The sequence below is a fragment of the Streptomyces camponoticapitis genome (genome assembly GCF_014646115.1).
In the GTDB taxonomy this organism is placed as follows: domain Bacteria; phylum Actinomycetota; class Actinomycetes; order Streptomycetales; family Streptomycetaceae; genus Streptomyces; species Streptomyces camponoticapitis.
Window position 1 is genome coordinate 62,717 of record NZ_BMMV01000015.1, and the last position, 19,734, is coordinate 82,450.

At 72.1% G+C, this 19,734-nt stretch carries 17 protein-coding genes; 2 read left to right on the forward strand and 15 right to left on the reverse strand.

Annotated elements, in window-relative coordinates; genetic code table 11:
• Positions 1-58 precede the first annotated feature (58 nt).
• The 5 genes from IEY79_RS22450 to IEY79_RS22470 all read right to left on the reverse strand — a co-directional run bounded on the left by IEY79_RS22450 (position 59) and on the right by IEY79_RS22470 (position 7,540).
• Positions 59-1,999: a helix-turn-helix domain-containing protein gene (locus tag IEY79_RS22450; protein WP_189109360.1), complete on the reverse strand. Its 1,941-nt coding sequence runs from the start codon at positions 1,997-1,999 to the stop codon at positions 59-61.
• A 65-nt stretch (positions 2,000-2,064) separates the two neighbouring features.
• The gene (locus tag IEY79_RS22455) at positions 2,065-3,510 is read right to left on the reverse strand and encodes an MFS transporter (RefSeq protein ID WP_189109361.1); all 1,446 of its coding nucleotides are present in this window, start codon (positions 3,508-3,510) and stop codon (positions 2,065-2,067) included.
• Positions 3,511-3,647: 137 nt separating this feature from the next.
• Positions 3,648-4,445 carry a 3-hydroxybutyrate dehydrogenase gene (locus tag IEY79_RS22460; protein WP_189109362.1) on the reverse strand — a complete coding sequence of 266 codons (798 nt, stop codon included), beginning with the start codon at positions 4,443-4,445 and terminating at the stop codon, positions 3,648-3,650.
• 139 nt (positions 4,446-4,584) lie between these two features.
• Complete coding sequence (locus IEY79_RS22465; protein ID WP_189109455.1) at positions 4,585-5,958, reverse strand: 3-hydroxybutyrate oligomer hydrolase family protein; 1,374 nt, start codon at positions 5,956-5,958, stop codon at positions 4,585-4,587.
• A 190-nt stretch (positions 5,959-6,148) separates the two neighbouring features.
• Complete coding sequence (locus IEY79_RS22470; protein WP_444544903.1) at positions 6,149-7,540, reverse strand: extracellular catalytic domain type 1 short-chain-length polyhydroxyalkanoate depolymerase; 1,392 nt, start codon at positions 7,538-7,540, stop codon at positions 6,149-6,151.
• 581 nt (positions 7,541-8,121) lie between these two features.
• On the opposite strand from IEY79_RS22470, the gene IEY79_RS22475 reads away from it, so the two are divergent.
• Positions 8,122-8,853 (forward strand): LamG domain-containing protein, encoded by a 732-nt coding sequence (locus IEY79_RS22475; protein ID WP_229701036.1) that lies wholly within the window; start codon positions 8,122-8,124, stop codon positions 8,851-8,853.
• Positions 8,854-8,859: 6 nt separating this feature from the next.
• Here the strand turns inward: IEY79_RS22475 and IEY79_RS22480 are convergent, their stop codons facing one another.
• From IEY79_RS22480 to IEY79_RS22490, 3 genes are all read right to left on the reverse strand, one after another.
• Entirely contained in the window at positions 8,860-9,870 is a 1,011-nt protein-coding gene (locus IEY79_RS22480; protein WP_189109363.1) for a hypothetical protein, read from the reverse strand.
• Positions 9,871-10,041: 171 nt separating this feature from the next.
• The gene (locus tag IEY79_RS22485) at positions 10,042-10,941 is read right to left on the reverse strand and encodes a serine hydrolase (protein WP_189109364.1); all 900 of its coding nucleotides are present in this window, start codon (positions 10,939-10,941) and stop codon (positions 10,042-10,044) included.
• Positions 10,938-11,891, reverse strand: coding sequence for a LysR family transcriptional regulator (locus IEY79_RS22490; protein ID WP_189109365.1), 954 nt, complete (start codon positions 11,889-11,891; stop codon positions 10,938-10,940). The genes IEY79_RS22485 and IEY79_RS22490 overlap by 4 nt, the downstream gene beginning before the upstream one ends.
• 165 nt (positions 11,892-12,056) lie before the next feature.
• Here IEY79_RS22490 and bla point away from each other — a divergent pair, with 165 nt between their 5' ends.
• Entirely contained in the window at positions 12,057-13,028 is a 972-nt protein-coding gene (gene bla, locus IEY79_RS22495) for a class A beta-lactamase (RefSeq protein WP_189109366.1), read from the forward strand.
• A 25-nt stretch (positions 13,029-13,053) separates the two neighbouring features.
• Here the strand turns inward: bla and IEY79_RS22500 are convergent, their stop codons facing one another.
• The 7 genes from IEY79_RS22500 to IEY79_RS22530 all read right to left on the reverse strand — a co-directional run bounded on the left by IEY79_RS22500 (position 13,054) and on the right by IEY79_RS22530 (position 19,713).
• A complete protein-coding gene (locus IEY79_RS22500) occupies positions 13,054-13,776 on the reverse strand; it encodes a DUF6390 family protein (RefSeq protein WP_189109367.1) in 723 nt (240 codons plus the stop codon).
• Positions 13,777-13,787: 11 nt separating this feature from the next.
• On the reverse strand, positions 13,788-14,780 hold the full coding sequence (gene hypE / locus IEY79_RS22505) for a hydrogenase expression/formation protein HypE (protein WP_189109458.1): 993 nt from the start codon (positions 14,778-14,780) through the stop codon (positions 13,788-13,790).
• Positions 14,781-14,926: 146 nt separating this feature from the next.
• Positions 14,927-16,030 (reverse strand): hydrogenase formation protein HypD, encoded by a 1,104-nt coding sequence (gene hypD, locus IEY79_RS22510; RefSeq protein ID WP_189109368.1) that lies wholly within the window; start codon positions 16,028-16,030, stop codon positions 14,927-14,929.
• The gene (locus IEY79_RS22515) at positions 16,027-16,323 is read right to left on the reverse strand and encodes a HypC/HybG/HupF family hydrogenase formation chaperone (RefSeq protein ID WP_189109369.1); all 297 of its coding nucleotides are present in this window, start codon (positions 16,321-16,323) and stop codon (positions 16,027-16,029) included. Before IEY79_RS22515 ends, hypD begins: the two co-directional genes overlap by 4 nt.
• Positions 16,324-16,366: 43 nt before the next feature.
• Positions 16,367-18,949, reverse strand: a complete 2,583-nt coding sequence (gene hypF, locus IEY79_RS22520; RefSeq protein WP_189109370.1) for a carbamoyltransferase HypF — start codon at positions 18,947-18,949, stop codon at positions 16,367-16,369.
• A 2-nt stretch (positions 18,950-18,951) separates the two neighbouring features.
• Positions 18,952-19,500 carry a hydrogenase maturation protease gene (locus tag IEY79_RS22525; RefSeq protein WP_189109371.1) on the reverse strand — a complete coding sequence of 183 codons (549 nt, stop codon included), beginning with the start codon at positions 19,498-19,500 and terminating at the stop codon, positions 18,952-18,954.
• Positions 19,501-19,506: 6 nt separating this feature from the next.
• Positions 19,507-19,713, reverse strand: a complete 207-nt coding sequence (locus tag IEY79_RS22530) for a hypothetical protein (RefSeq protein WP_189109462.1) — start codon at positions 19,711-19,713, stop codon at positions 19,507-19,509.
• Positions 19,714-19,734 lie beyond the last annotated feature (21 nt).

Consider the following 19,734-nt stretch of genomic DNA (forward strand, 5'->3'; position numbering starts at 1 on the left):
GGAGGCGTCTGACACATCGGTCGCCTGACGGGTTCACCGATCGCCGGACGGGCGGATCTCAGCCCGTCCGGCGATCGGCGTCGGGCGAGGCCGGATCCGGCCCGCGCGTCAACCCGTGGAGCCGCAGGGCCAGTTGGATCTCCAGCGAGCGGGCCGGGGAGTTCCAGTCCTGGCCCAGCAGCCGGCCGACCCGTTCCAGCCGCTGCACCACCGTGTTCACATGGACGTGCAGCGCGGTCTTGGTCCGGGTGAGGCTCGCCCCCTCGGCGAAGTACGCGTCGAGCGTCCCCACCAGGTCGGTGCCGCGCTCGGTGTCGTAGTCGAGTACGGGGCCGAGCGTGGCGTGTACGTAACCGCCGAGGTCCGGCCGGTCGCCCAGCAGGACGCCCACGAAGCCGAGGTCGTCGGTCGCCCCGCCGTGCCCGGTGTGGCCCAGTGCGCGCAGGGCGGAGAGACAGCGGCCCGCCTCGGTGTGGGCGGTGGGCAGTTCTGCGGGGCCGGCGGCCGGGCCCCCGGCGCCGACGGTGACCGGGGAGCCGACCGCCTGGCCGAGTTCGGCGGCGAGCCTGCGCGCGCTGGGCCCGGGGGTGTCGGTCGGCGCGACCAGCACCACGTGTCCCTGGTGGATACCGGCCAGCCCCTTGCCCGCCTGCGCGTGCCTGGCGGCCACGGCCAGCAGACGGTGCCGGTCCGCCGTCTCGCTGTCCGCGACGAACACGCAGTGTCTGCGGGCCAGATTGACACCCAGCCGCCGTGCCCGCGCCGACAGCGCGCCCGGATCGCCGGAGCGCGCGAGCAGGTCGCCGAGCAGTTCACCGCGTACCCGGTCCTCTGCCTCGGCGACCGAGCGGCGCAGCAGCAGAAGCAGCGCCGTGACGACCCCGGCGCGTTCGAACAGGAGCCGGTCGACGTCCGCGAGGTCCGTGTGCCCGGTGAGGGCGATGCTGCCGAGGAGTTCGGGACCGGCCAGGACTGCGCAGACCCAGGTGCCGTTCAGGGGGACCGCCCGGCCGCTCGCCCGGGAGGCGGCGACGGCCGGGGCCGGTGGAGCGAGCGACTCGGCCCGGGCGCGGGCGAGTTCGGCGCCGTCCGCGTCGTGGATGAGGATTCCGCCGTCGAGGATGTCGGCGATGGCCTCGGCCACGTCGTCGGCTCCGCCGCCCCGCAGGACGAGGTCGGTGAGCTGGTCGTGCGCCTGCTCGGCGCGGCGCATCTCGCCGCTGTGCGTTCTGATCGTCTCCGAGGCCGAGTTGAGGTCGACCAGCGCGGCCCTGGTCTCCTCCAGCAGCCGCGCGCCGTCGATGGCGATGGCCGCGTGGTCGGCCAGCGAGGAGAGCAGGGCGACCTCCTCGGCGGCGAACTCGCGGGGCGCGCGGTCGGCCGCGTACAGCACCCCGATGACGCGGGCGCCGACCCGCAGCGGCACCCCGAGAATCGCCCGCAGACCCTCGTCGAGCACGGCGCTGTCGATGGTGGTGGTGTGGTGGAAGCGGGTGTCGCGCTGGTAGTCGCCGGTGGCGTACGGGCGGGCCGTCTGTGCGACGAGTCCGCCGAGGCCCTCGCCCATCCCGAGCCGCACCTGCTGGAACGCGGCGGCCACCGACCCGTCGGTCACCCGCATATAGGTGTCGCCGGCGGCTTCGTCGTTGAGGGACAGATACGTGACGTCCGTGCCGAGCAGCAGCTTGGCCCGGTGGACGATGGCACGCAGCACCGCGTCCAGGTCCCGGAGCGCGGCCAGGTCGCTCGCGGTGTCGAACAGCGCGGTGAGCTGGGCCTCGCGGCGCCGGTGCTGGCTGAGGGTCCGCCTGATCCGCAGCGCGACATCGGTCGCTTCGGTGATCGCGGCCAGCTCACCGCCCCGCACGCCCGCCTCACGGGCGTCGGCGGCGGGGCGGGCGAACTCCTCCGTGGGCGCGCCCTGCGCCAGCAGATCGAGCAGCCGGCGCAGGGCGGCCGCGGAGTGCCGGGTGCCTGGAGCTGTCACGTCGGCGAGCATACGGTGATCACCTCCGGGTGGGCATGGGTGCGGCGGCGGGAGTACGGCCCGAGGGCGGGGGCGGGTCAGCCGCCGAGCCGGGCCGAGTCCTTGACGCTCTCGGCGGGGCTGTCGGCCGGGGCCCCCGCGGGCGGCGTGGGAGCGGAACCGACCAGCCCGTCCTTGGTCAGGTCGCGGCCCCGGGTCTCCTTGGCCACCCACACGGTCACGACGGTGACGAGGGCTGCGGCGCTGAGATAGACGGACACCGGCAGGGACGAGTCGTAGTCCTTGAGCAGTTCGACCGCGATGAGCGGCGCGAGCGCGCCACCGATGATCGAGGCGAGCTGGGAGCCCATCGAGGCACCGGAGTAGCGGACCTTGGTGTCGAACATCTCGGAGATGAACGCCGCCTGCGGTCCGTACATCGCCCCGTGGAACAGCAGGCCGACCGTGACCGCGAGCGCGATGACCGGGAACGACTCGGTGTCCAGCAGGGCGAAGAAGGCGAACGCCCAGCCCACCATGCCGATCGCGCCGATCTGGGTGACCGGACGGCGGCCCAGCCGGTCGGAGAGCGCGCCCCACAGCGGAATGGTGACGAAGTGCACCGCCGAGCCGATCAGCACCGCGTTGAGGGCGTCGCTCTTGGGCAGTTCCAGATGCACGGTGACGTAGACGAGCACGAAGGCCGTGAGGATGTAGTACGAGACGTTCTCGCCGAACCGGGTGCCGATCGCGACCAGCACCTCGCGCCAGCTCTTGCGGAACACCTGGACGATGGGCGCCTCTTCCCTGACCGCCGGGACGCCGCTCTTGGCAGCGGTCCCGGCCGCCCGCGCCGCCTCCTCGGCCGCCTTCCGCTGGGCCTCCAGGAAGACCGGCGACTCCTCGACGGAGATACGGATCCACAGACCGATCATGACCAGCACGCCGGAGAGCAGGAACGGGATGCGCCAGCCCCAGGCGAGGAACGCCTCGTCGGACTGGATCGCGGCGAGCAGTGCCAGTACACCGGTGGCCAGCAGGTTCCCGCCGGGGGCACCCGCCTGCGGCCAGGAAGCCCAGAAACCACGGCTCTTGTCGCCGCCGTGCTCGGAGACGATCAGAATGGCGCCGCCCCACTCGCCGCCGAGGGCGAAGCCCTGGACGAGTCGGAGCACCGTGAGCAGGATCGGCGCGCCGACGCCGATGGTCGCGTGGGTGGGCAGCAGGCCCATGGCGAAGGTCGCGCCACCCATCAGCAGGAGGCTGAGCACCAGGAGCTTCTTGCGGCCGATCTTGTCCCCGTAGTGGCCGAAGACGATGCCGCCGAGGGGGCGTGCGGCGAAGCCGACGGCGTACGTGAGGAAGGCGAGGAGCGTGCCGACGAGGGGGTCGCTGCTGGGGAAGAACAGGGTGTTGAAGACCAGCGCGGCGGCGGAGCCGTAGAGGAAGAAGTCGTACCACTCGATGGTGGTGCCGACGAGGCTGGCCGCGACGATGCGGCCGATGTTGCCCCGGCGGGGCTGTGGAGAGCTGGGGACGCTCATGGTGGAGTCACCGCGTTTCGTTGGGCGGGCAGGGACGGGGGTGCGGGATGGAGCGAAGCTGGAGCGGGTCGGACAGCGGGCCGGCCGGGGTTCAGCCGGTGAGGGTCGGCGACCGCGGGGAGACAGCCGCCGGGGCGTCAGCCGGCGCCCCACCCGCCGTCGACGGGCAGGGAAGAACCGGTGATGTAACCGGTGTTGGGCCCGCAGAGCCAGAGGCACACCGCGGCCACCTCCTCCGGCTCGATCAGCCGTTTGATCGCGGAACGGTCCAGCAATACGTCTCTGACGACTTCGTCCGGGGGGATTCCGTGGGCTACCGCCTGGGCGGCGATCTGCCCTTCCACGAGCGGAGTCCGTACGTAGCCGGGGTTGACGCAGTTGCTGGTCACGCCGTGCGGGGCGCCTTCGAGAGCGGCCACCTTGCTCAGCCCCTCCAGGCCGTGTTTGGCGGCGACGTAGGCGGACTTGAAGGCGCTGGCGCGCAGTCCGTGCATGCTGGAGATGTTGACCACGCGGCCCCAGCCGCCCGCGTACATGTGCGGCAGGCAGTGCCGCATCAGCAGGAACGGGGCCGTGAGCATCACCTTCTGGATCAGCTCGAACCTGTCGGGCGGGAAGTCCTCGATGGCGGCGACGTGTTGCAGCCCGGCGTTGTTGACCAGGATGTCCACCTCGGCGGGGAGCCGGTCGATCGCCCCGGCGTCGGCGAGGTCCACGGCGTGGCTCACGCCCCCGGTCGCGGCGGCGGCGGACTTGGCCGCGTCGGCGTCGCGGTCGACGATGTGCACCAGCGCCCCGGCTCCGGCGAGCGCCTCGGCGCAGGCCCGTCCGATGCCGCTGCCGCCACCGGTCACCAGCGCGGTGCGACCGTGGAGCCGACTGCCGTCCGCGCGCGGTGCGGAGGGGTCGGGGCCTGCGTGACTTGGGCTCTTCATGGCCGGAACGGTAGAGACACCTGACCGGACATCCCATGTGACGGTTCACCACAGTGGATACCGATCAGGTGTCGCTGTTCACCACCTGCGTCACCGAGAGCGCCGATCGGCCACTCTACGCGGTCACGCGGTCACGCGGTCACCCGCCGAGCGGGCACCGGCTGAGCAGCGCGGCCGGATCCGCCCCCTCGGGCATCGGCAGCGTGCGGCTCGAAGGCGGGCGCCGGCCGTCGTCCAGCCAGCGCTCCAGCGCGGTGACGGCGGAGCGGTGACACGGCACCAGCGGGCGGAGCCGGTCGGGGAAGGTGTCGAAGAGCGAGTCGACGTGCGTACCGCCCTCGACCCGGTAGTAGCGGTGCAGCGCGCCCCGGCCCTCACGGCGCACCATCTTCGCGTACGCGTCCGAGGTCTTGGAGATGGGCAGCAGCACGTCGAGCGTGCCGTGGAAGCTGATCAGAGGTTTGCCGATCCGGCCGGTCAGCTCGATCTTCCCGACGGCCTCGCGGACCGTCTTCGGGCGGGCGTCGTAGTCGTAGTCGGCGTCGCAGGCCGGTGTCCCCGGGGCGCAGAAGGGCGTCCCGGCCTCGGTCGCGCCGTCGTATCCGGGGTCCACTTCCTCGCGGTAGATGCGTTGGGTGAGATCCCAGTAGTACTGGTGGTGGTACGGCCAGAGGAACTCCGAGCCTGCCGGGAATCCGGCGTCCACGATCTCCCGGTGTGCCGCGCCCGCGCCCGGGCCACCGGCCGCCCAGAGGGGATAGGCGCGCAGGGTGGGCGGCAGGAAGGTGAGGGGGTTGGGGTCCTCCGTACGCCAGAGGGTGCCCTCCCAGTCGACGCCGCCGTCGTACAGCTCGGGGTGTTTCTCCAGCTGCCAGCGCACCAAGTAGCCGCCGTTGGACATGCCCATCGCGAGCGTGCGGGCCACGGGCCGCTGATAGCGCTGGGCGGTCACCTTCCTGGCCGCGCGGGTGAGTTGGGTGACCCGGCCGTTCCATTCGGCGAGGGCGTCGCCGGGCGCGGAGCCGTCGCGGTGGAAGGCGGCGCCGGTGTTGCCCTTGTCGGTGGCGGCGAAGGCGTAGCCGCGGGCGAGCACCCAGTCGCCGAAGGCACGGTCGTTGGCGTACTGCTCGCGGACCCCGGGCGATCCGGCGACGACGAGGCCGCCGTTCCAGCGGTCGGGCAGCCGGATCACGAACTGGGAGTCGTGGTTCCAGCCGTGGGTGGTGTTGGTGGTGGAGGAGTCGGGGAAGTAGCCGTCGATCTGGATCCCCGGTACGCCGCTCGGGGTGGCGAGATCCTTCGGCGTCAGCCCCGACCAGTCGGCCTCGTCGGTGTGGCCCGACGCGACGGTGCCCGCGGTGGTCAACTCGTCCAGGCAGGCGGCCCGTTGGTGTTCGGCGCCGGGTACGTCGATCGCGTTCATCCGGGCGCAGTGGCCGGGGCGCCGGTCGTCGTCCGGGCCGGAGGCCGAGACCGCGGAGGCCGGGATCGCGGGGGCCGAGACCGCCACCATCACGGCCGCCACGGCGACGGACGCGGCGCGCAGCCGCCCGACGAAGGGCCGCCGTTCAGGCCGAACTGCCGTGACGGGCACGGCCGTCGGGGCGGGTGGGACGTTCTGCGGGACAACTGGCATGGGCCATCACTCCGTTGTAAGGACACGACACGCGACACGTACAGGGCGGCGGGACGCTACCCGCCCGTCAGGGGCAGCGAGCATCGGCGAGGACGTAATAACCCGTCGGGGACTCCTTCAACGTGCGGACGACGAACGTGTTGTTGAGGCCCATGTTCTGGTTCGAACCCTTGGCGTACACGTATCCCCCACTGGTGGTCGCCCGTCCGGACGGCACATGCTCGTAGTTGCTCGACGTCCAGCAGGTCGCCGTCGCTCCGGTGGTACTGGCCGTGACCTGCGCGGAGCGGGCGCCTTCGACACCGTCGGCGCCGTGCGCCGCGACGCTGTACGTGTGCGTGGTCCCGGCGCCCAGGCCGCTGTCGGTGTACCTGGCCTCGGCCGGCCGGCCCACCCGTGTACCGCCCCGGTAGACCGCGTAGCCGGTCGCGCCGGCCACCGGCTCCCACTCCAGCGCGACGGAGGAGCTGGTCACGCCCGTGGACCGCAGTCCGGCCGGGGCCGGCAGGCCGCCGGGGTCCGGCGCGGAGGTGTCGAGTCCGAAGAAGCGGGTGACCCAGTGGCTTGAGCAGATCGAGTCGATGAAGTTGGCGGTGCCGGTGGCCCCGCACTGCTCGGCGCCCGTGCCGGGGTCGACGGGCGTGCCGTGACCGATGTTCGGTACCCGGTTGACCTCGACGGCGACGGTGCCGTCCCCGGCCAGATACTCGTCCCGGCGCGTCCCGTTGGGGCCGATGGTGGAGCTGCGGTCGGGCGTCTGGTCGAGGCCGTGCACCTGGGTCCACTGGTCCCGCAGTTCGTCGGCGTTCCTCGGGACGACGGTGGGATCGTTGTCGCCCTGCCACACGGAGACCCTGGGCCAGGGGCCGGCGTGGCCGGGGTAGGCGTTCCGTGCGCGCTGCGCCCAGTCCTGCGGCGTACGGTCGACGCCGGGGCTCATGCAGGTGAAGGCGGCGAGGACGTCCGTGGCGCACTCGTAGGGCAGTCCGGCCATCACCGCGCCGGCCTTGAAGACGTCGGGATACGCGGCGAGCATGACCGCCGTCATGGCACCGCCCGCCGACAGCCCCGTGACATTGACCCGGCCGGCGTCGGCGCCGTAGGACGACACGGCGTGGGCGACCATCTGCCGGATGGACGCGGCCTCGCCCTGACCGCGCCGGATGTCGGCGGCCTGGAACCAGTTGAAGCACTTGTTGGCGTTGTTGACCGACGTCGTCTCGGCGAAGAGCAGCAGGAAGCCGTACCGGTCGGCGTAGGTGGTCAGGCCCGAGTTGTCGGCGTAGATCTGGGCGGACTGTGTGCAGCCGTGCAGCGCGACGACCACGGGCGCGTTCGCCGGCAGGGACGCGGGCCGGTAGACGTACATGTTCAGGCCGCCGGGGTTGGCCCCGAAACTGGTCACCCGCTCAAGGGCGACGGCCGCCCGCGCCTCGGGCGCCGGCGGGAGCAGCGCGATTCCGGCGGCCAGGGCGAGGGCGGCGGCGGCGCGCCCGAGGGCGCGGCGCAGGCGTCCGCGACGTCGTACGTGAGTGGGTGTCGGCTGATCCGGACGGGACGGCGATACGTGGGACAACGTGACCTCCGGCGACAAGGGCCCGGCCGCGTCCCTCGGGGAGGACGGTGGCCGGAGTGGGGTGCGGTCACAGTAGGAGCGCGCGGTCCGTCACGGAATGTGGTGCCGCTCCACAACACGGCTGCCACAGGGGGGCCACCACCTGTTGCGAGGAGCACCGCGCGGTGCTAAGGGTGTCCGCGAAGTAGGGCCGTCCGCCCGCGGGGCGGGGCCCTACTCGCAACCACCCGCCGTCCAGGCGGTGTTCAGGCACGGTGTGTGTGACGGATGAGAGGTACGGCTCTGCCACGAGACCGTCAACCGGACGAGGCCACCCGCCCGGCCGCGCCGTCCGGGTGTGTGTTCCAGGCGTAGGAGCGTGGAGTTCCGCCTTCTGGACCGGTAGGACGCGGTCGAGTAAGTGTGCGGTATTTTATGGCGTTTCGTCGGCCGCCCCTTTAGGTACGTATCCCTGGTGCGGGGCGGTGCGGTGCGAGATCGAGGCGGTCGACGTCATGTGCGGATCCTCAGATACGGCGGACGAGTCCGCGGATTCCCTCTCCCCCTACGGCCGGCCGGTGTTCACGGCCGACTTCTCGTCGGAGGACCAATGGGTGGCCGGCCGCTCCTGGGCCTATCCCGGCGGCGGCCCGACCAACCCGGGTGACAACAAACTCGACTATCTGACCCCGGACCCCGCGTACAGCCGAAGCGGTGTCTTCCGCGCCACGCGCAGGACCCAGAACACCTGGTACGCGGGGCTGTTGACCACCGAGGGCAGCGCGGACGGCTTCATGGTCCGCACGGGCGACATCCTTGAGGCCCGCGTCCGTCTCCCCCACGAGCTGGGGGCCTGGCCGGCGATCTGGACCTGGCTGGACGGCGGCAACGAGATCGACGTTTTCGAGTACCACCCGGACAACCCGGATCTCCTGGAGCTGTCGAACCATGTGAACGGCGCCCAGCGCTACCACCGCGACCGGGCTGTCCGCCCGGGCGCCTGGGTGGACTTCGAGGTCCGCCTCGGCGCGCGCTCGGTCGACTGGCACATCAACGGCGTCCGCGCCTTCGCCGACCGCAGGGGCGTGGGCCGGGACTGGCGGGCCTATCTGATCGTGAACCTCTCGGTCTGCGCGGGCCGTTACCACCCCCGCCCGGAACCGGACACGAGGGAGATGTCCTACGAGGTGGCCCAACTCCTCGTGTACCGCCCCTGATTCGGGTCAGCCGCCGAAGAGGCCGCCAAGAAGTCCGCCGAGCGGGTCGTGGTCGTCCTCCGGGGGTTCGCTCGACTCGCCCGACGGTGTCGGTGTGCCGGTCCCCGTACCGGCACTGCCGGCGCCGGCGCTGGGCGACTGCGAGGTCGTGGCCTCCGGGGCGCTCGGGCTCCCCGACGTCGCGGAGGGCGACACCGCGCCGGTCTCCGTCGGGAGCGGTTCGGGTGAACCAGTGCCACCGGACCGCGCCCCGGCCGAGGGCTCCACGGCTTCCCCGCTCCGCGGGGTCTCGCCCGGCACCGGTCCACCGCTCTGCCCCTGTCCGGCCTCCGGCGCGCCCGAGACCGAATCCGCGGGAGCGGGCGAGGTGTTCGCCGGATCCTGGTCGTCGCTCTCGGTGACCCCTGGTATGGAGAGCCAGGGCGGCGCCGAGCCTCCACCGATCACCGCGCCCCCGAGCACGACGGCACAACAGACACCGGTACCGGCGAGCGCCCACCCGATGCGCCGCAGACGCCTGGGGGGAGGGTGGGGCGTGTCGCGGTACGCCGAGGACGAGACGGGCTCGGTCGGCCTGGCGGGCAGGGCGTCGAGCTCGACGGTCGCTGTCACGGAGGGGCCGGGCGCGGCAGGGCCGGGCTCGTCGGGGGCGGCGACCTGGGCAGACGCCGCCCCCACAGCCACGGAGGGGCCCGGCTCCGCCGGACTCGCCGACTCGCCCGCGCCGTCGCGCGCGGAATCACCCGCCCAATCACCCGCCACGGGACTCTCCGCGGTCTCGGACTCCTCCAACTCGCCTTCGCCCGGCGCCCGTTCGTCATGTCCCGCGTCGGGCACCGGGTCACCGGGCGCCTGCGACTCCGCCGGCACCTCCGAACCCTCGCGGCGCTCCGCCGCCTCCGCCGCCATCCCGGCGACCACCTGCTCCAGCCGGCCGAGCCGGTCGCTCAGGTCCGACCCGTCGTCGCGAGGGGACTCCTCCCGCTCGGCATCGCCGTCTGCTCGGTGCTCTTCCACAACCGCCCCGCTCAGTGCTTCCCAGTCGTACGACGGATATCCAGCATCGCCGATGAGACTAGTACTACCGCACCGATGGCCACCTCTCCGAGTAGACGACAAGAACCGGCCTTCCACCGTCCACGCCGCGCGGCGCTACGACCCGGACCGCCCCCGCCGCCCGCCTAACGCCTAACGCGGGGCAGGGCTGCGCAGCGCGTCGATCGCGATGCGCGCCGCGGTGCCGATGACGGCGTCCGCCGCGGGCAGGGCGGCGGCCGGGCTGGCCGCGCGGGTGAAGACCGCGACGGCGTAGCGGCCGTGGTCGGGGTACTCGATGACGCCGACCTCGTTGCGGAGCGTGGGCGCGCTGCCCGTCTTGCCCGCGACGTGCACCTCGTCGAAGGGGAAACCGGATGCCAGCCGGTGGGGCCACACCTGGAGGCCGAGCAGGCGGCGGACGGCCGCGCTGTGCTCGGGGCCGCACGCCTCGTCGCGCCAGATCGCGCCGAGCAGACGGGTCATGTCGCGTGCGGTGCTCCGGTTGGTGCGGGCCGGGTCGAGCGCGCGCAGGCGGGCGAGGACCTGAGGGTCGGCCAGCGCCTGCGAGCCGCCGGGCCCGGCGTCCTCCCTGATGCCGGCGATGAACTCGCGGAAGGTCTGGACGGCGTGGGTACGGGTGAGCCCCAGGCGCTCGGTGGTCTTGTTGACGGCGTCGAGACCGACGCGTTCCAGGAGGAGTTCGGCGGCCGTGTTGTCGCTGACGGCCATCATCAGATAGGCCGCGTCGCGCAGGGAGAGACGTGCCGGGTCGAGCATCGCGGACAGTCCCGTGGGTCCCGCCGTTCGGCCTTCGGCCGGTGACTCGGCCTGGTCCGTCAGGGCCAAGTGCCCTGCCTCCGCGTGCTGATGGAGCGTGACGAGCAGCGGGAGCTTGTGGACGCTCGCGGTCACCACGGGCTGGTCCGCGCCCACGTCGATCTGGGCACCGGAGTCGATGTCCACGGCGTGCAGCCGGCCGGTGACCCCGGCTTCGGCGAAAGCGGCGCGGATCCGGTCGCGTGGGTGGGTGCGGGCGGGGGGCTCGGTCATATCCAGTACTCCGCCGCCGGGCGCAGATGCAGCGGGCCGGTGGACAGGTCGGGGCCGGCGGCGGTACGGCCCAGGGCGTCGGTGACAGTGTCGGCGAAGGCCCGTACGGCTGCGTCGCCCCGCCCCTTGGGCCAGGCGGCCGAGTGGCGCCGGGCCAGCGGCGCGCCGCTCAGCGGGCGCCAGCTGAGGTCCGGGTCCCCGGCATGGTGGGCGTCGCGCGGTCCGAAGGCGATGGCGCGGCTGGACAGCAGCAGGCCGCGTATGAAGCTCGGCCCCTGGCCGTGCCGGACCGCGGCGGGGGTGTAGCCGTGCCGCGCGCAGGTGGTCAGGAGATCGTCGTGGACGGCGGGGGCGTGGGCGCGGGGGAAGAGGATCAGGTCGTATCCGGTGAGCGCGGCGAGCGGGACCGTTTCGAGGCGCGCCTCAGGGGCGTCGTGCGGCAGCAGGACGCCGAGTTCATGGCGCAGGACGGGGCCCAGCTCCAGACCGGACACGTCGCAGGGGTGGTGGATGAGCCCGACGTCGAGTTCGTGCGAGGCGAGCCGGGCGAGTTGCTCGGAGGTCCCCGACTCGTGCAGTTCCAGTTCCACTCCCCCTGCGCGCTCCTGGAATCCGGCCAGGATCGCGGCCACGGTCTCCCCCGTGATGTCGGGCGGCAGCGCGGCGCGCAGCAGCCCGCTGTGACCCTCCTGGATACGTCGGGCGGTGGCCATCAGCGCCTCGGAGTGGGCGAGCAACTGGCGTGCCTCGTCGAGAAGGAGCGCGCCCGACTTGGTGATCGTGACGTGTCTGCTGGAGCGCTCGAAGAGACGTACGCCCAACTCCCGCTCCAGCCGCTGGATGCGCTGTGACAGGGGTGGCTGGGCGACACCGAGCCGGCGGGCGGCACGGCCGAAATGTAACTCTTCCGCTACAGCGACGAAGCACTGCAGGTGTCGTATCAGGTCCACGACCAGCAACCATACCGATGATTGATTGATCCATGAGCGATAGCGGTCTTGGACGTGAACGGTCGGCCGTTGATCTCCTCGGGGCGAAGGAGGTACGGACACCAGGCCCGTACCTCCGTGTGAAGGGTCCGATCAGAGCACCCCTGAAGGGAAAGCCGCCACCGTATGTCCAGCCGTACCCGCACCCGTGTCCAGGTCCCCCGCCGTGCCGCGCTCGCCACCCTCACCGGCCTCGCCACGATCCCTCTCGTCGGCTGCGGCAGCGGCTCCTCCGACGACGGGTCACCGTCCCGTTCCGGCTCCACCCCCTCGAAGTCGACCCCTGCCCCGTCCGGTACCACGTCCGGGACCGACCCCGGGATGGCGCGCGCTTTCGCCGGACTGGAGCGGAAGTTCGACGCCCGCCTCGGCGTCTACGCGATCGACACCGGCAGCGGCCGGTCGATCACCCACCGGCCCGACGAACGCTTCGCGTACGCCTCCACCTGCAAGGCGCTGCTCGCCGCCGTGATCCTGGGGAAGAACTCCCTCAGGGAACTCGACCGCCTGATCCGCTACGACCGCGACTCCGTCGAAGGTCATTCACCGATCACCGAGCGGCATCTCGCCACGGGTCTGACCCTGCGGGAGCTGTGCGACGCCACCGTCCGCTACAGCGACAACGGTGCGGCCAACGTGCTCTTCGACGAGCTGGGCGGCCCGAAGGGCCTCGAAAAGGCCCTCGTCGGCATCGGGGACCGCGTCACCCGGTGCGACCGCTACGAGGTCGAGCTCAGCGACGCCGTTCCCGGCGATCTCCGCGACACCAGCACCGCCCGCGCGCTGGCCACCGACCTTCGTACGTACGTCCTCGGGGACGCCCTTCCCGCCGGCAAACGGGCCGTGCTGACGGACTGGCTCAAGCGCAACACCACCGGCGACACGGTCATCCGCGCGGGCACCCCCAAGGGCTGGCAGGTCGGTGACAAGACCGGCACCGGCGGCTACGGCACCCGCAACGACATCGCGATCGTGTGGCCCCCCAGGGCCGACCCGATCGCCATCGCCGTACTGTCCCGCCGCGACTTCAAGGGCGCCGAGGCGGACGACGCCCTCATCGCGGAGGCCGCCGAGGTCACCCTCAGCGCCTTCGCGTAGAGCGGCTGGCCCGCCCCTCGGCGAATCACCCCGACGCCGCCGCACACGCCGGCACCGCGAGCCGGCGCGCCTCCGTCGACTCGACGCGCGCCGCCTGAGTCTCCGTCAGCACGTCGCACACCCAGTCCCAGTGCAGCGCCACGAGATCGCCCGGAGCGGGCCCGGCGATCAGGGACCGGCCGCCCGTCGACCAGCGCACGGTCTCCTCGCGGGGCGGTCCCGGCGTCAGGGCCGTACCCGTCCAGATCAGCGGACGGGACTCGACCGTGGCCGACTCGCCGGAGACCGCCTGGACGACCCCCGTCCGGATACGGCACCGGTCGAGGACCGACAGCGCCGTCAGGTTGCCCGAGGCGCGCAGCAACTCGGCCCAGGGGTAGACGTCGAAGACCTGGAAGCTGTGGTGGGCGAGGGCGCGGCCGGGGGCGTCGCGCCAGGTGCCGCCCAGCTGGCCCCGGAAGCGGTCGCGCATGCGGGCCAGCAGGGCTTCCGGGTCGGCCCGGTCCAGAAGGTCGTTGCCGATCCAGTACGCCTCGACGACGCGTTCGTCGAGCGGGTCGTCGAGCCCGGCCGTCTCGGCGAGGAATTCGAGATAGACCCAGGCGCCCTCGAACTGCCGGGCGCCGCGCTCGATGCCCTCGGGGTCGGCCGGGCGCAGCAGCGCCGCGGAGTCGGCCGGGCCGCAGTAGCCGAGTTCGTTGGGCGGGTAGGCGTACCGCGCGAAGAGGATCGCGCCGCGCTCGCTCATCGCTCGCTCATTCAGCAGATCCTCGGGAGCTGTTCGCCGACGGGGAGGGGGACGACCCGCGATCCGCCGAGCCCGGTTCTGGCGACCACCATGCCGGGATGGTCCGGTACGCAGGTGCCGATGCGGCGTGCCCCGACTCCCAGGGGGTGCGCCTGGAGGGCCGCGAGGACCTCGTCGGAGCGGTCTCCGGGGACGATCGCGATCAGCTTGCCCTCGTTGGCGACCTGGAGGGGGTCGAGCCCGAGGAGGCTGCACGCGTCACGGACGGTGTCGGGTACGGGCAGGTCCCGCTCGATCAGTTCGACGCCGACCCCCGAGGCGGTGGCGATCTCGTTCAGTGAGGCGGCGACGCCACCGCGCGTGGGGTCGCGCAGGACATGCACGTCGGTGCCGGTGACGAGCATCGCGGCGACGAGACCGTGCAGCGGCGCTGTGTCGCTCTCGACCGTCGTGCCGAAGTCCAGGCCGTCCCGGCAGCTCATGACCGCCACGCCGTGCACCCCGATGTCGCCGCTGATCAGCACGGCGTCCCCGGGGACGGCCCGGCGTGGACCGATGTCGACTCCCGCGGGGATCACGCCGATCCCGGAGGTGTTGACGTAGACGCCGTCCCCGCTGCCGCTGTCGACGACCTTGGTGTCGCCGGTGACGAGTCGGACCCCGGCCGCTCGCGCCGCCGCGCCCATGTCCTGGGCGATCCGGCCGAGTTCGGTGAGCGCGGTGCCTTCCTGGAGGATGAACGCGGACGACATGAAGAGCGGTGTGGCGCCCGACATGGCCAGGTCGTTGACGGTGCCGTTGACGGCGAGGTCCCCGATGGAGCCGCCGGGGAAGAACATCGGTCTGACCACGAACGAGTCGGTGGAGAAGGCGAGCCGGGTGCCGTCGCCGACGGTGAGTACGGCGGAGTCGCCCAGTTCGTGTGCGGCGGCGGAGCCGTACGCGGGAAGGAACAGGTGCTCGACCAGCTCGGCGGACATCGCCCCGCCGCCTCCGTGGCCCATGACGACGGTCGGGGTCGAGCGGAGGGGGACGGGGCAGGTCCAGCTCTCGAAGTCGAGGCCGTCGGGGGAGGTCGCGGGGGCGGTCACCGAAGCGTCCCGGGGGGAGGTCGCGGGCGCGGGAACGTGGTTGGTCGTCTCGGTCTCAGTCACTTCGCATCGACCAGTTCCAGCCGGCGGTAGGTGAAGTACGCGGCGCACGCGCCTTCGGAGGACACCATCGTGGCGCCCAGCGGATTCCTGGGGGTGCACTCCTTGCCGAAGGCCGCGCACTCGTGCGGCTTGATCAGCCCCTGGAGCACATCGCCCGACCGGCACAGCGACGACTCGGCGGTCCGGATACCGGCCACGTCGAACCGGCGCTCGGCGTCGAACTCCGCGTACTTCTCGGACAGTCGCCATCCACTGCCCGGGATCATGCCGATGCCGCGCCATGTCCGGTCGGTGACCTCGAAGACATCGCGCAGCATCTCCATGGCGGGGAGGTTGCCCTCGTCGCGCACGGCGCGGGGGTAGGCGTTCTCCACCTCGTGACGGCCCTGTTCGAGCTGGAGGACCGTGCGGCGGACACCTTCGAGGATGTCGAGCGGTTCGAATCCCGTGACGACGATGGGGACTTGGTACTTCCGCGCGAGCGGCGGGTACTCGGAGGTCCCCATCACGCTGCACACATGCCCGGCGGCGAGGAAGGCCTGCACCCGGCAGGTGGGGGACTCCATGATGGCCGCGATCGCGGGCGGTACGAGGACGTGCGAGACGAGCAGGGAGAAGTTCCGTACGCCCAGCCTCCTGGCCTGATGGACCGTCATGGCGTTGGCGGGGGCGGTCGTCTCGAAGCCGATGCCGAAGAAGACGACCTCCTTGTCCGGGTTCTCACGGGCCAGTTTCAGCGCGTCGAGCGGGGAGTACACGACGCGTACGTCACCGCCCGCGCTCTTCACCGAGAACAGGTCCTGTCCGCTGCCCGGCACCCGCAGCATGTCGCCGAAGGAGCAGAAGATGACACCGGGACGAGCGGCGATCGCCAGCGCCCGGTCGATGATCTCCAGCGGGGTCACGCAGACCGGGCAGCCCGGTCCGTGGATCATCTCCACCCCGTCGGGCAGCAGTTGGTCGATGCCGTGCCGGATGATCGAGTGCGTCTGGCCGCCGCAGACCTCCATCATGGCCCAGGGGCGGGTGGTGGCGGCGTGGATCTGGTCGACCAGCCGCTTGGCGAGAGCGGGGTCGCTGAACTCGTCGAGATACTTCACTTGACCGTGCCTTCCGCTGATTCCCGCTGTCTGGCCGCGAGTTCGAAGCCGTCGCCGAACTCCTCCTCCAGGAGACCGAGTTGCTCGAAGTTCGCCAGTGTCCGCAAGGCCGATTCCTCGTCGAGGCGCTGGATGGCGAAGCCGACGTGGACGACGACGTACTCACCGATCCGAGCGTCCGGGATGTACTGGAGGCAGACCTCCTTACGTACGCCGCCGAAGTCGACCTGGGCCATCAGGGCGCCGTCGACCTCGGCCGTACTGAGCACCCGCCCGGGGACTGCCAGACACATGGTGCCTCTTCCTTCTCTCTTGGTGGTGTGACCTGACGTACAGTCAGCCGGACGCGGCGATCAGCAGCTGTCCGAAGGCGATGCCGCCGTCGTTGGGCGGCAGGAGGCGAGGACGCAGCGCGGTGAAGTCCCTCTCCCCCAGGCCTTGTTGAACCGCTTCGAGCAGGACGGCGTTCTGGAAGACGCCGCCGCCGAGCGCGACCACTCCGAGCCCGGTCCGGTGCCGGCACAGCTCCGCGAGTTCGACGGTGAGAGCGGCGACGGCGGCGTGGAAGCGCGCGGCGATCAGCTCCGGAGGAACGCCCGCGCGTACGTCACGGACCACCGCGTGGATCACCGGCGCGGGATCGGCGACGACGGGCCCATCGGCACCCGGCGCGGTCGGCCCATCGAGCGCGAAGACGTAGGCGTCTCCCGCGGCCTCGCCCGGCACGGATCTCGCCAGGCCCTCCAGCGCGATCGCCGCCTCCGCCTCGTACGCCACCTCCTGCCGTACGCCCGCCAGTGACGCCACCGCGTCGAAGAGCCGGCCCATGCTCGATGTCGGCACACAGCCGAAGTCCGTCCCGAACTGGTGCGCCAGCACGTCGCGTTCCTTGTCGGGGCAGGCGGCCACGGCGGGCAGCTTCCCGTCCCAGTCGATCCCGGCGGCGTGCAGGTGCGCGAGCGCCATCCGGTACGGCCGCAGCACGCTCGCGTCACCTCCCGCAAGCGGTACGTACGCCAGGTGCGCGGCCCTGCGGTACGACATGTAGTCGGCGATCAGCGTCTCGCCGCCCCACACCGCGCCGTCGGGGCCGTGGCCGGTGCCGTCGTAGGCGAAGCCGATGACGCTCTCACCGGGGCCGAGGCCGTGCTCGCCCAGCACGGACGCGATGTGCGCGTGGTGGTGCTGCACGGTGCGTACCGTCCGGCCGTCGGCATGAGTGCGGGCCCAGGCGCCGGAGCGGTAGCCGGGATGGGCGTCGGCCACGAGCTGTTCGGGTCGGACGCCGGTCAGCAGCCCGAGATGGGCCGCCGTGCGGGTCAGCGCGTCGACCGTGGAGAGGTCGTCCAAGTCGCCGATGTGCTGGCTGACCCAGGCGTAGCCGCCCTCGCCGAGCGCGCAGGTGTTCTTCAGGTCGGCGCCGGTGGCGAGCAGCGGCGGGATGTCGAACGGCAGCGCGAGGGGCAGCGGGGCGTATCCGCGTGATCTCCGTACGGGCAGTTCGGCACCCGCGACGAACCGGCTGACGGAGTCGTCGCACGGCACCTGGATGGGGCGGTCGTGCCGCAGCCAGGCGTCCACCAGCGGCGCGAGTTCGGTCAGCGCCTTCGTGTCGTCGGTGACGATCGGCTCGCCGGACCGGTTGCCGGACGTCATCACGAGCACGTCGGGGCCGGGGCTGTCGTCGCCGATGCCGAAGAGAAGAACGTGCAGCGGGGTGTACGGGAGGAGCACGCCGAGGTCCGGGTTGCCGGGGGCCACGTCGGCGGCGAGCCCGGCCCCGGCGGCCGGCGCACGGCGCGGCAGCAGCACGATCGGCGCACGCGGGCCGGTGAGGAGCGCCCGCTCGTCGTCCGTCACCGTCACCAGTTCTTCGGCGACGTCGAGGTTCGCGACCATGACGGCGAAGGGCTTGCCCCCGCGGTGCTTACGGCGCCGCAGTTCGGCGACGGCCGTCTCGTCACGGGCGTCGCAGGCGAGGTGATAGCCGCCGAGTCCCTTGATCGCGACGATCTTTCCCTCGGCGAGCAACCGCCGTGCCGTGCGAAGCGCCTGGTCCCCCTCGCGGACCACCTTGCCGTTCGCGGCGACGAGTTCGAGTCGCGGACCGCAGGCATGGCAGGCGATCGGCTGCGCGTGGAAGCGTCGGTCGCGCGGATCGCCGTACTCCGTGCGGCAGTTGTCGCACATCTCGAACCCGGCCATGGTCGTGGCCGCGCGGTCGTAGGGCAGACCGGTGACGATCGTGAAACGCGGGCCGCAGTGCGTGCAGGTGATGAAGGGGTGGCGGTACCTGCGGTCGGCCGGGTCGCGCAGTTCGGCCAGACAGTCCCCGCAGGTCGCGGTGTCGGGCGAGACCAGGGTGCGGACGCGGTCGGCGGCGCTGGACTCCGCGATCACGAACCCCGCTTCCCCGGTGGGCGGTTGGTCCGTCTCGGTCACGGCTTCCACGACGGCCAGCGGGGGTGGGTCGGCCCGCAGCCGGCGGCCGAACTCCGCGACCGCTCCGGGGTCGCCCTCCACCTCGGCGACGACGCCGGAGCCGGTGTTGGCCACGGAACCGGTGAGCGCGAGTTCGGAGGCGGTGACATGGACGAAGGGGCGGAAGCCCACGCCCTGGACGACCCCGCGCACCTCGAACCGGCGCCGGACACGGGGCTGTCGGGCCGGGGTGGCCTCCGGCTCCCCGGTCCCGCTGCCCATCATCTGAAGACCTGACAGCGCTTCGGCCGCCTTCGTCTCGTCGATGATCTCCATCGCGAAGCCCATGTGCAGCAGGACCCAGTCACCGGCGGCCGGGGGCGAGTCGAGCATGCCGACGTTGATACGGCGCCGGGCGCCCTCCACGTCGACGAGGGCGAGCTGGTCCGCGTACCCCTCGACGATCTCCACGACTTGCCCGGGGATGCCGAGACACATGATCAGGACCTCCGGGTCCGGGCGGGTGCGGGTGCGGCTGTCGCGGGGTCCGCCACGCTTGACGACGGCGTGGGTCTCGCGGCGAGCAGCCGCCGGACCAACGCGCGTACCTCCGCCACCGCTTCGGGGACTGCGGCGGCGACGGCCTCACTGAGGCCGATGCCCTCCTCGACGTCGGCGGGGGTGCACCCCACAACGTGGGTGTGCGGAAGCGTACCGCCCAGTTGACCCAGATTTGCCAGGACAGATACCGGATTCATGCCGTGTGCGTCGAATTCACCCGTCCCGAGGTCGTCCGGGCCCACTTCCAGAACGGTCAGCTCGCCGGGCGCGCCGCCGCCGGGGCAGGCGTCGACCAGCACGAGCGCGTCGTACCCGTCGAGCAGGTCGTACGCGAGGTGCATCCCCCGGATGCCGTAGTCGACGACCCGGACACCGTCGGGAAGCGGCGCCGCCCCGGGTCCGGCGAGCCGGCGTACGACCTCCGGCCCGAAACCGTCGTCGCCGAGAAAGAGATTGCCGATACCGGCAACGAGCACGCCGCCGCTCACGTCAGGTCAGTTCCCGCCGGACTGGAGGTTCGGCGACTCGGGGTCGATGGGCCCGCCGGGTTGGACGGAAGTGTCCGACTTCTTGCCGGAGCCGCCGGACGGCCGGTCGGCGGGTCCTGCGGACGGCTGGTCCGAGCCGGTGTCGCGCGAGCCCTTCGGCCCGCGCTCGTGCTGCGGTTCCTCGTCGTGGCGTCCACGAGCCGCGTCAGTCATCGGATCCTCTTCTCACTCGTG

What these genes read in the sequence shown, in the direction of transcription:
- IEY79_RS22450 (WP_189109360.1), bottom strand. Translation starts at nt 1,999, where the DNA reads ATGCTCGCCGACGTGACAGCTCCAGGCACCCGGCACTCCGCGGCCGCC.
- IEY79_RS22455 (WP_189109361.1), bottom strand. Translation starts at nt 3,510, where the DNA reads ATGAGCGTCCCCAGCTCTCCACAGCCCCGCCGGGGCAACATCGGCCGC.
- IEY79_RS22460 (WP_189109362.1), bottom strand. Translation starts at nt 4,445, where the DNA reads ATGAAGAGCCCAAGTCACGCAGGCCCCGACCCCTCCGCACCGCGCGCG.
- IEY79_RS22465 (WP_189109455.1), bottom strand. Translation starts at nt 5,958, where the DNA reads ATGGTGGCGGTCTCGGCCCCCGCGATCCCGGCCTCCGCGGTCTCGGCC.
- IEY79_RS22485 (WP_189109364.1), bottom strand. Translation starts at nt 10,941, where the DNA reads ATGACCGAGCCCCCCGCCCGCACCCACCCACGCGACCGGATCCGCGCC.
- bla (WP_189109366.1), top strand. Translation starts at nt 12,057, where the DNA reads ATGTCCAGCCGTACCCGCACCCGTGTCCAGGTCCCCCGCCGTGCCGCG.
- IEY79_RS22500 (WP_189109367.1), bottom strand. Translation starts at nt 13,776, where the DNA reads ATGAGCGAGCGCGGCGCGATCCTCTTCGCGCGGTACGCCTACCCGCCC.
- hypE (WP_189109458.1), bottom strand. Translation starts at nt 14,780, where the DNA reads ATGGGCCACGGAGGCGGCGGGGCGATGTCCGCCGAGCTGGTCGAGCAC.
- IEY79_RS22515 (WP_189109369.1), bottom strand. Translation starts at nt 16,323, where the DNA reads ATGTGTCTGGCAGTCCCCGGGCGGGTGCTCAGTACGGCCGAGGTCGAC.
- hypF (WP_189109370.1), bottom strand. Translation starts at nt 18,949, where the DNA reads ATGTGTCTCGGCATCCCCGGGCAAGTCGTGGAGATCGTCGAGGGGTAC.
- IEY79_RS22530 (WP_189109462.1), bottom strand. Translation starts at nt 19,713, where the DNA reads ATGACTGACGCGGCTCGTGGACGCCACGACGAGGAACCGCAGCACGAG.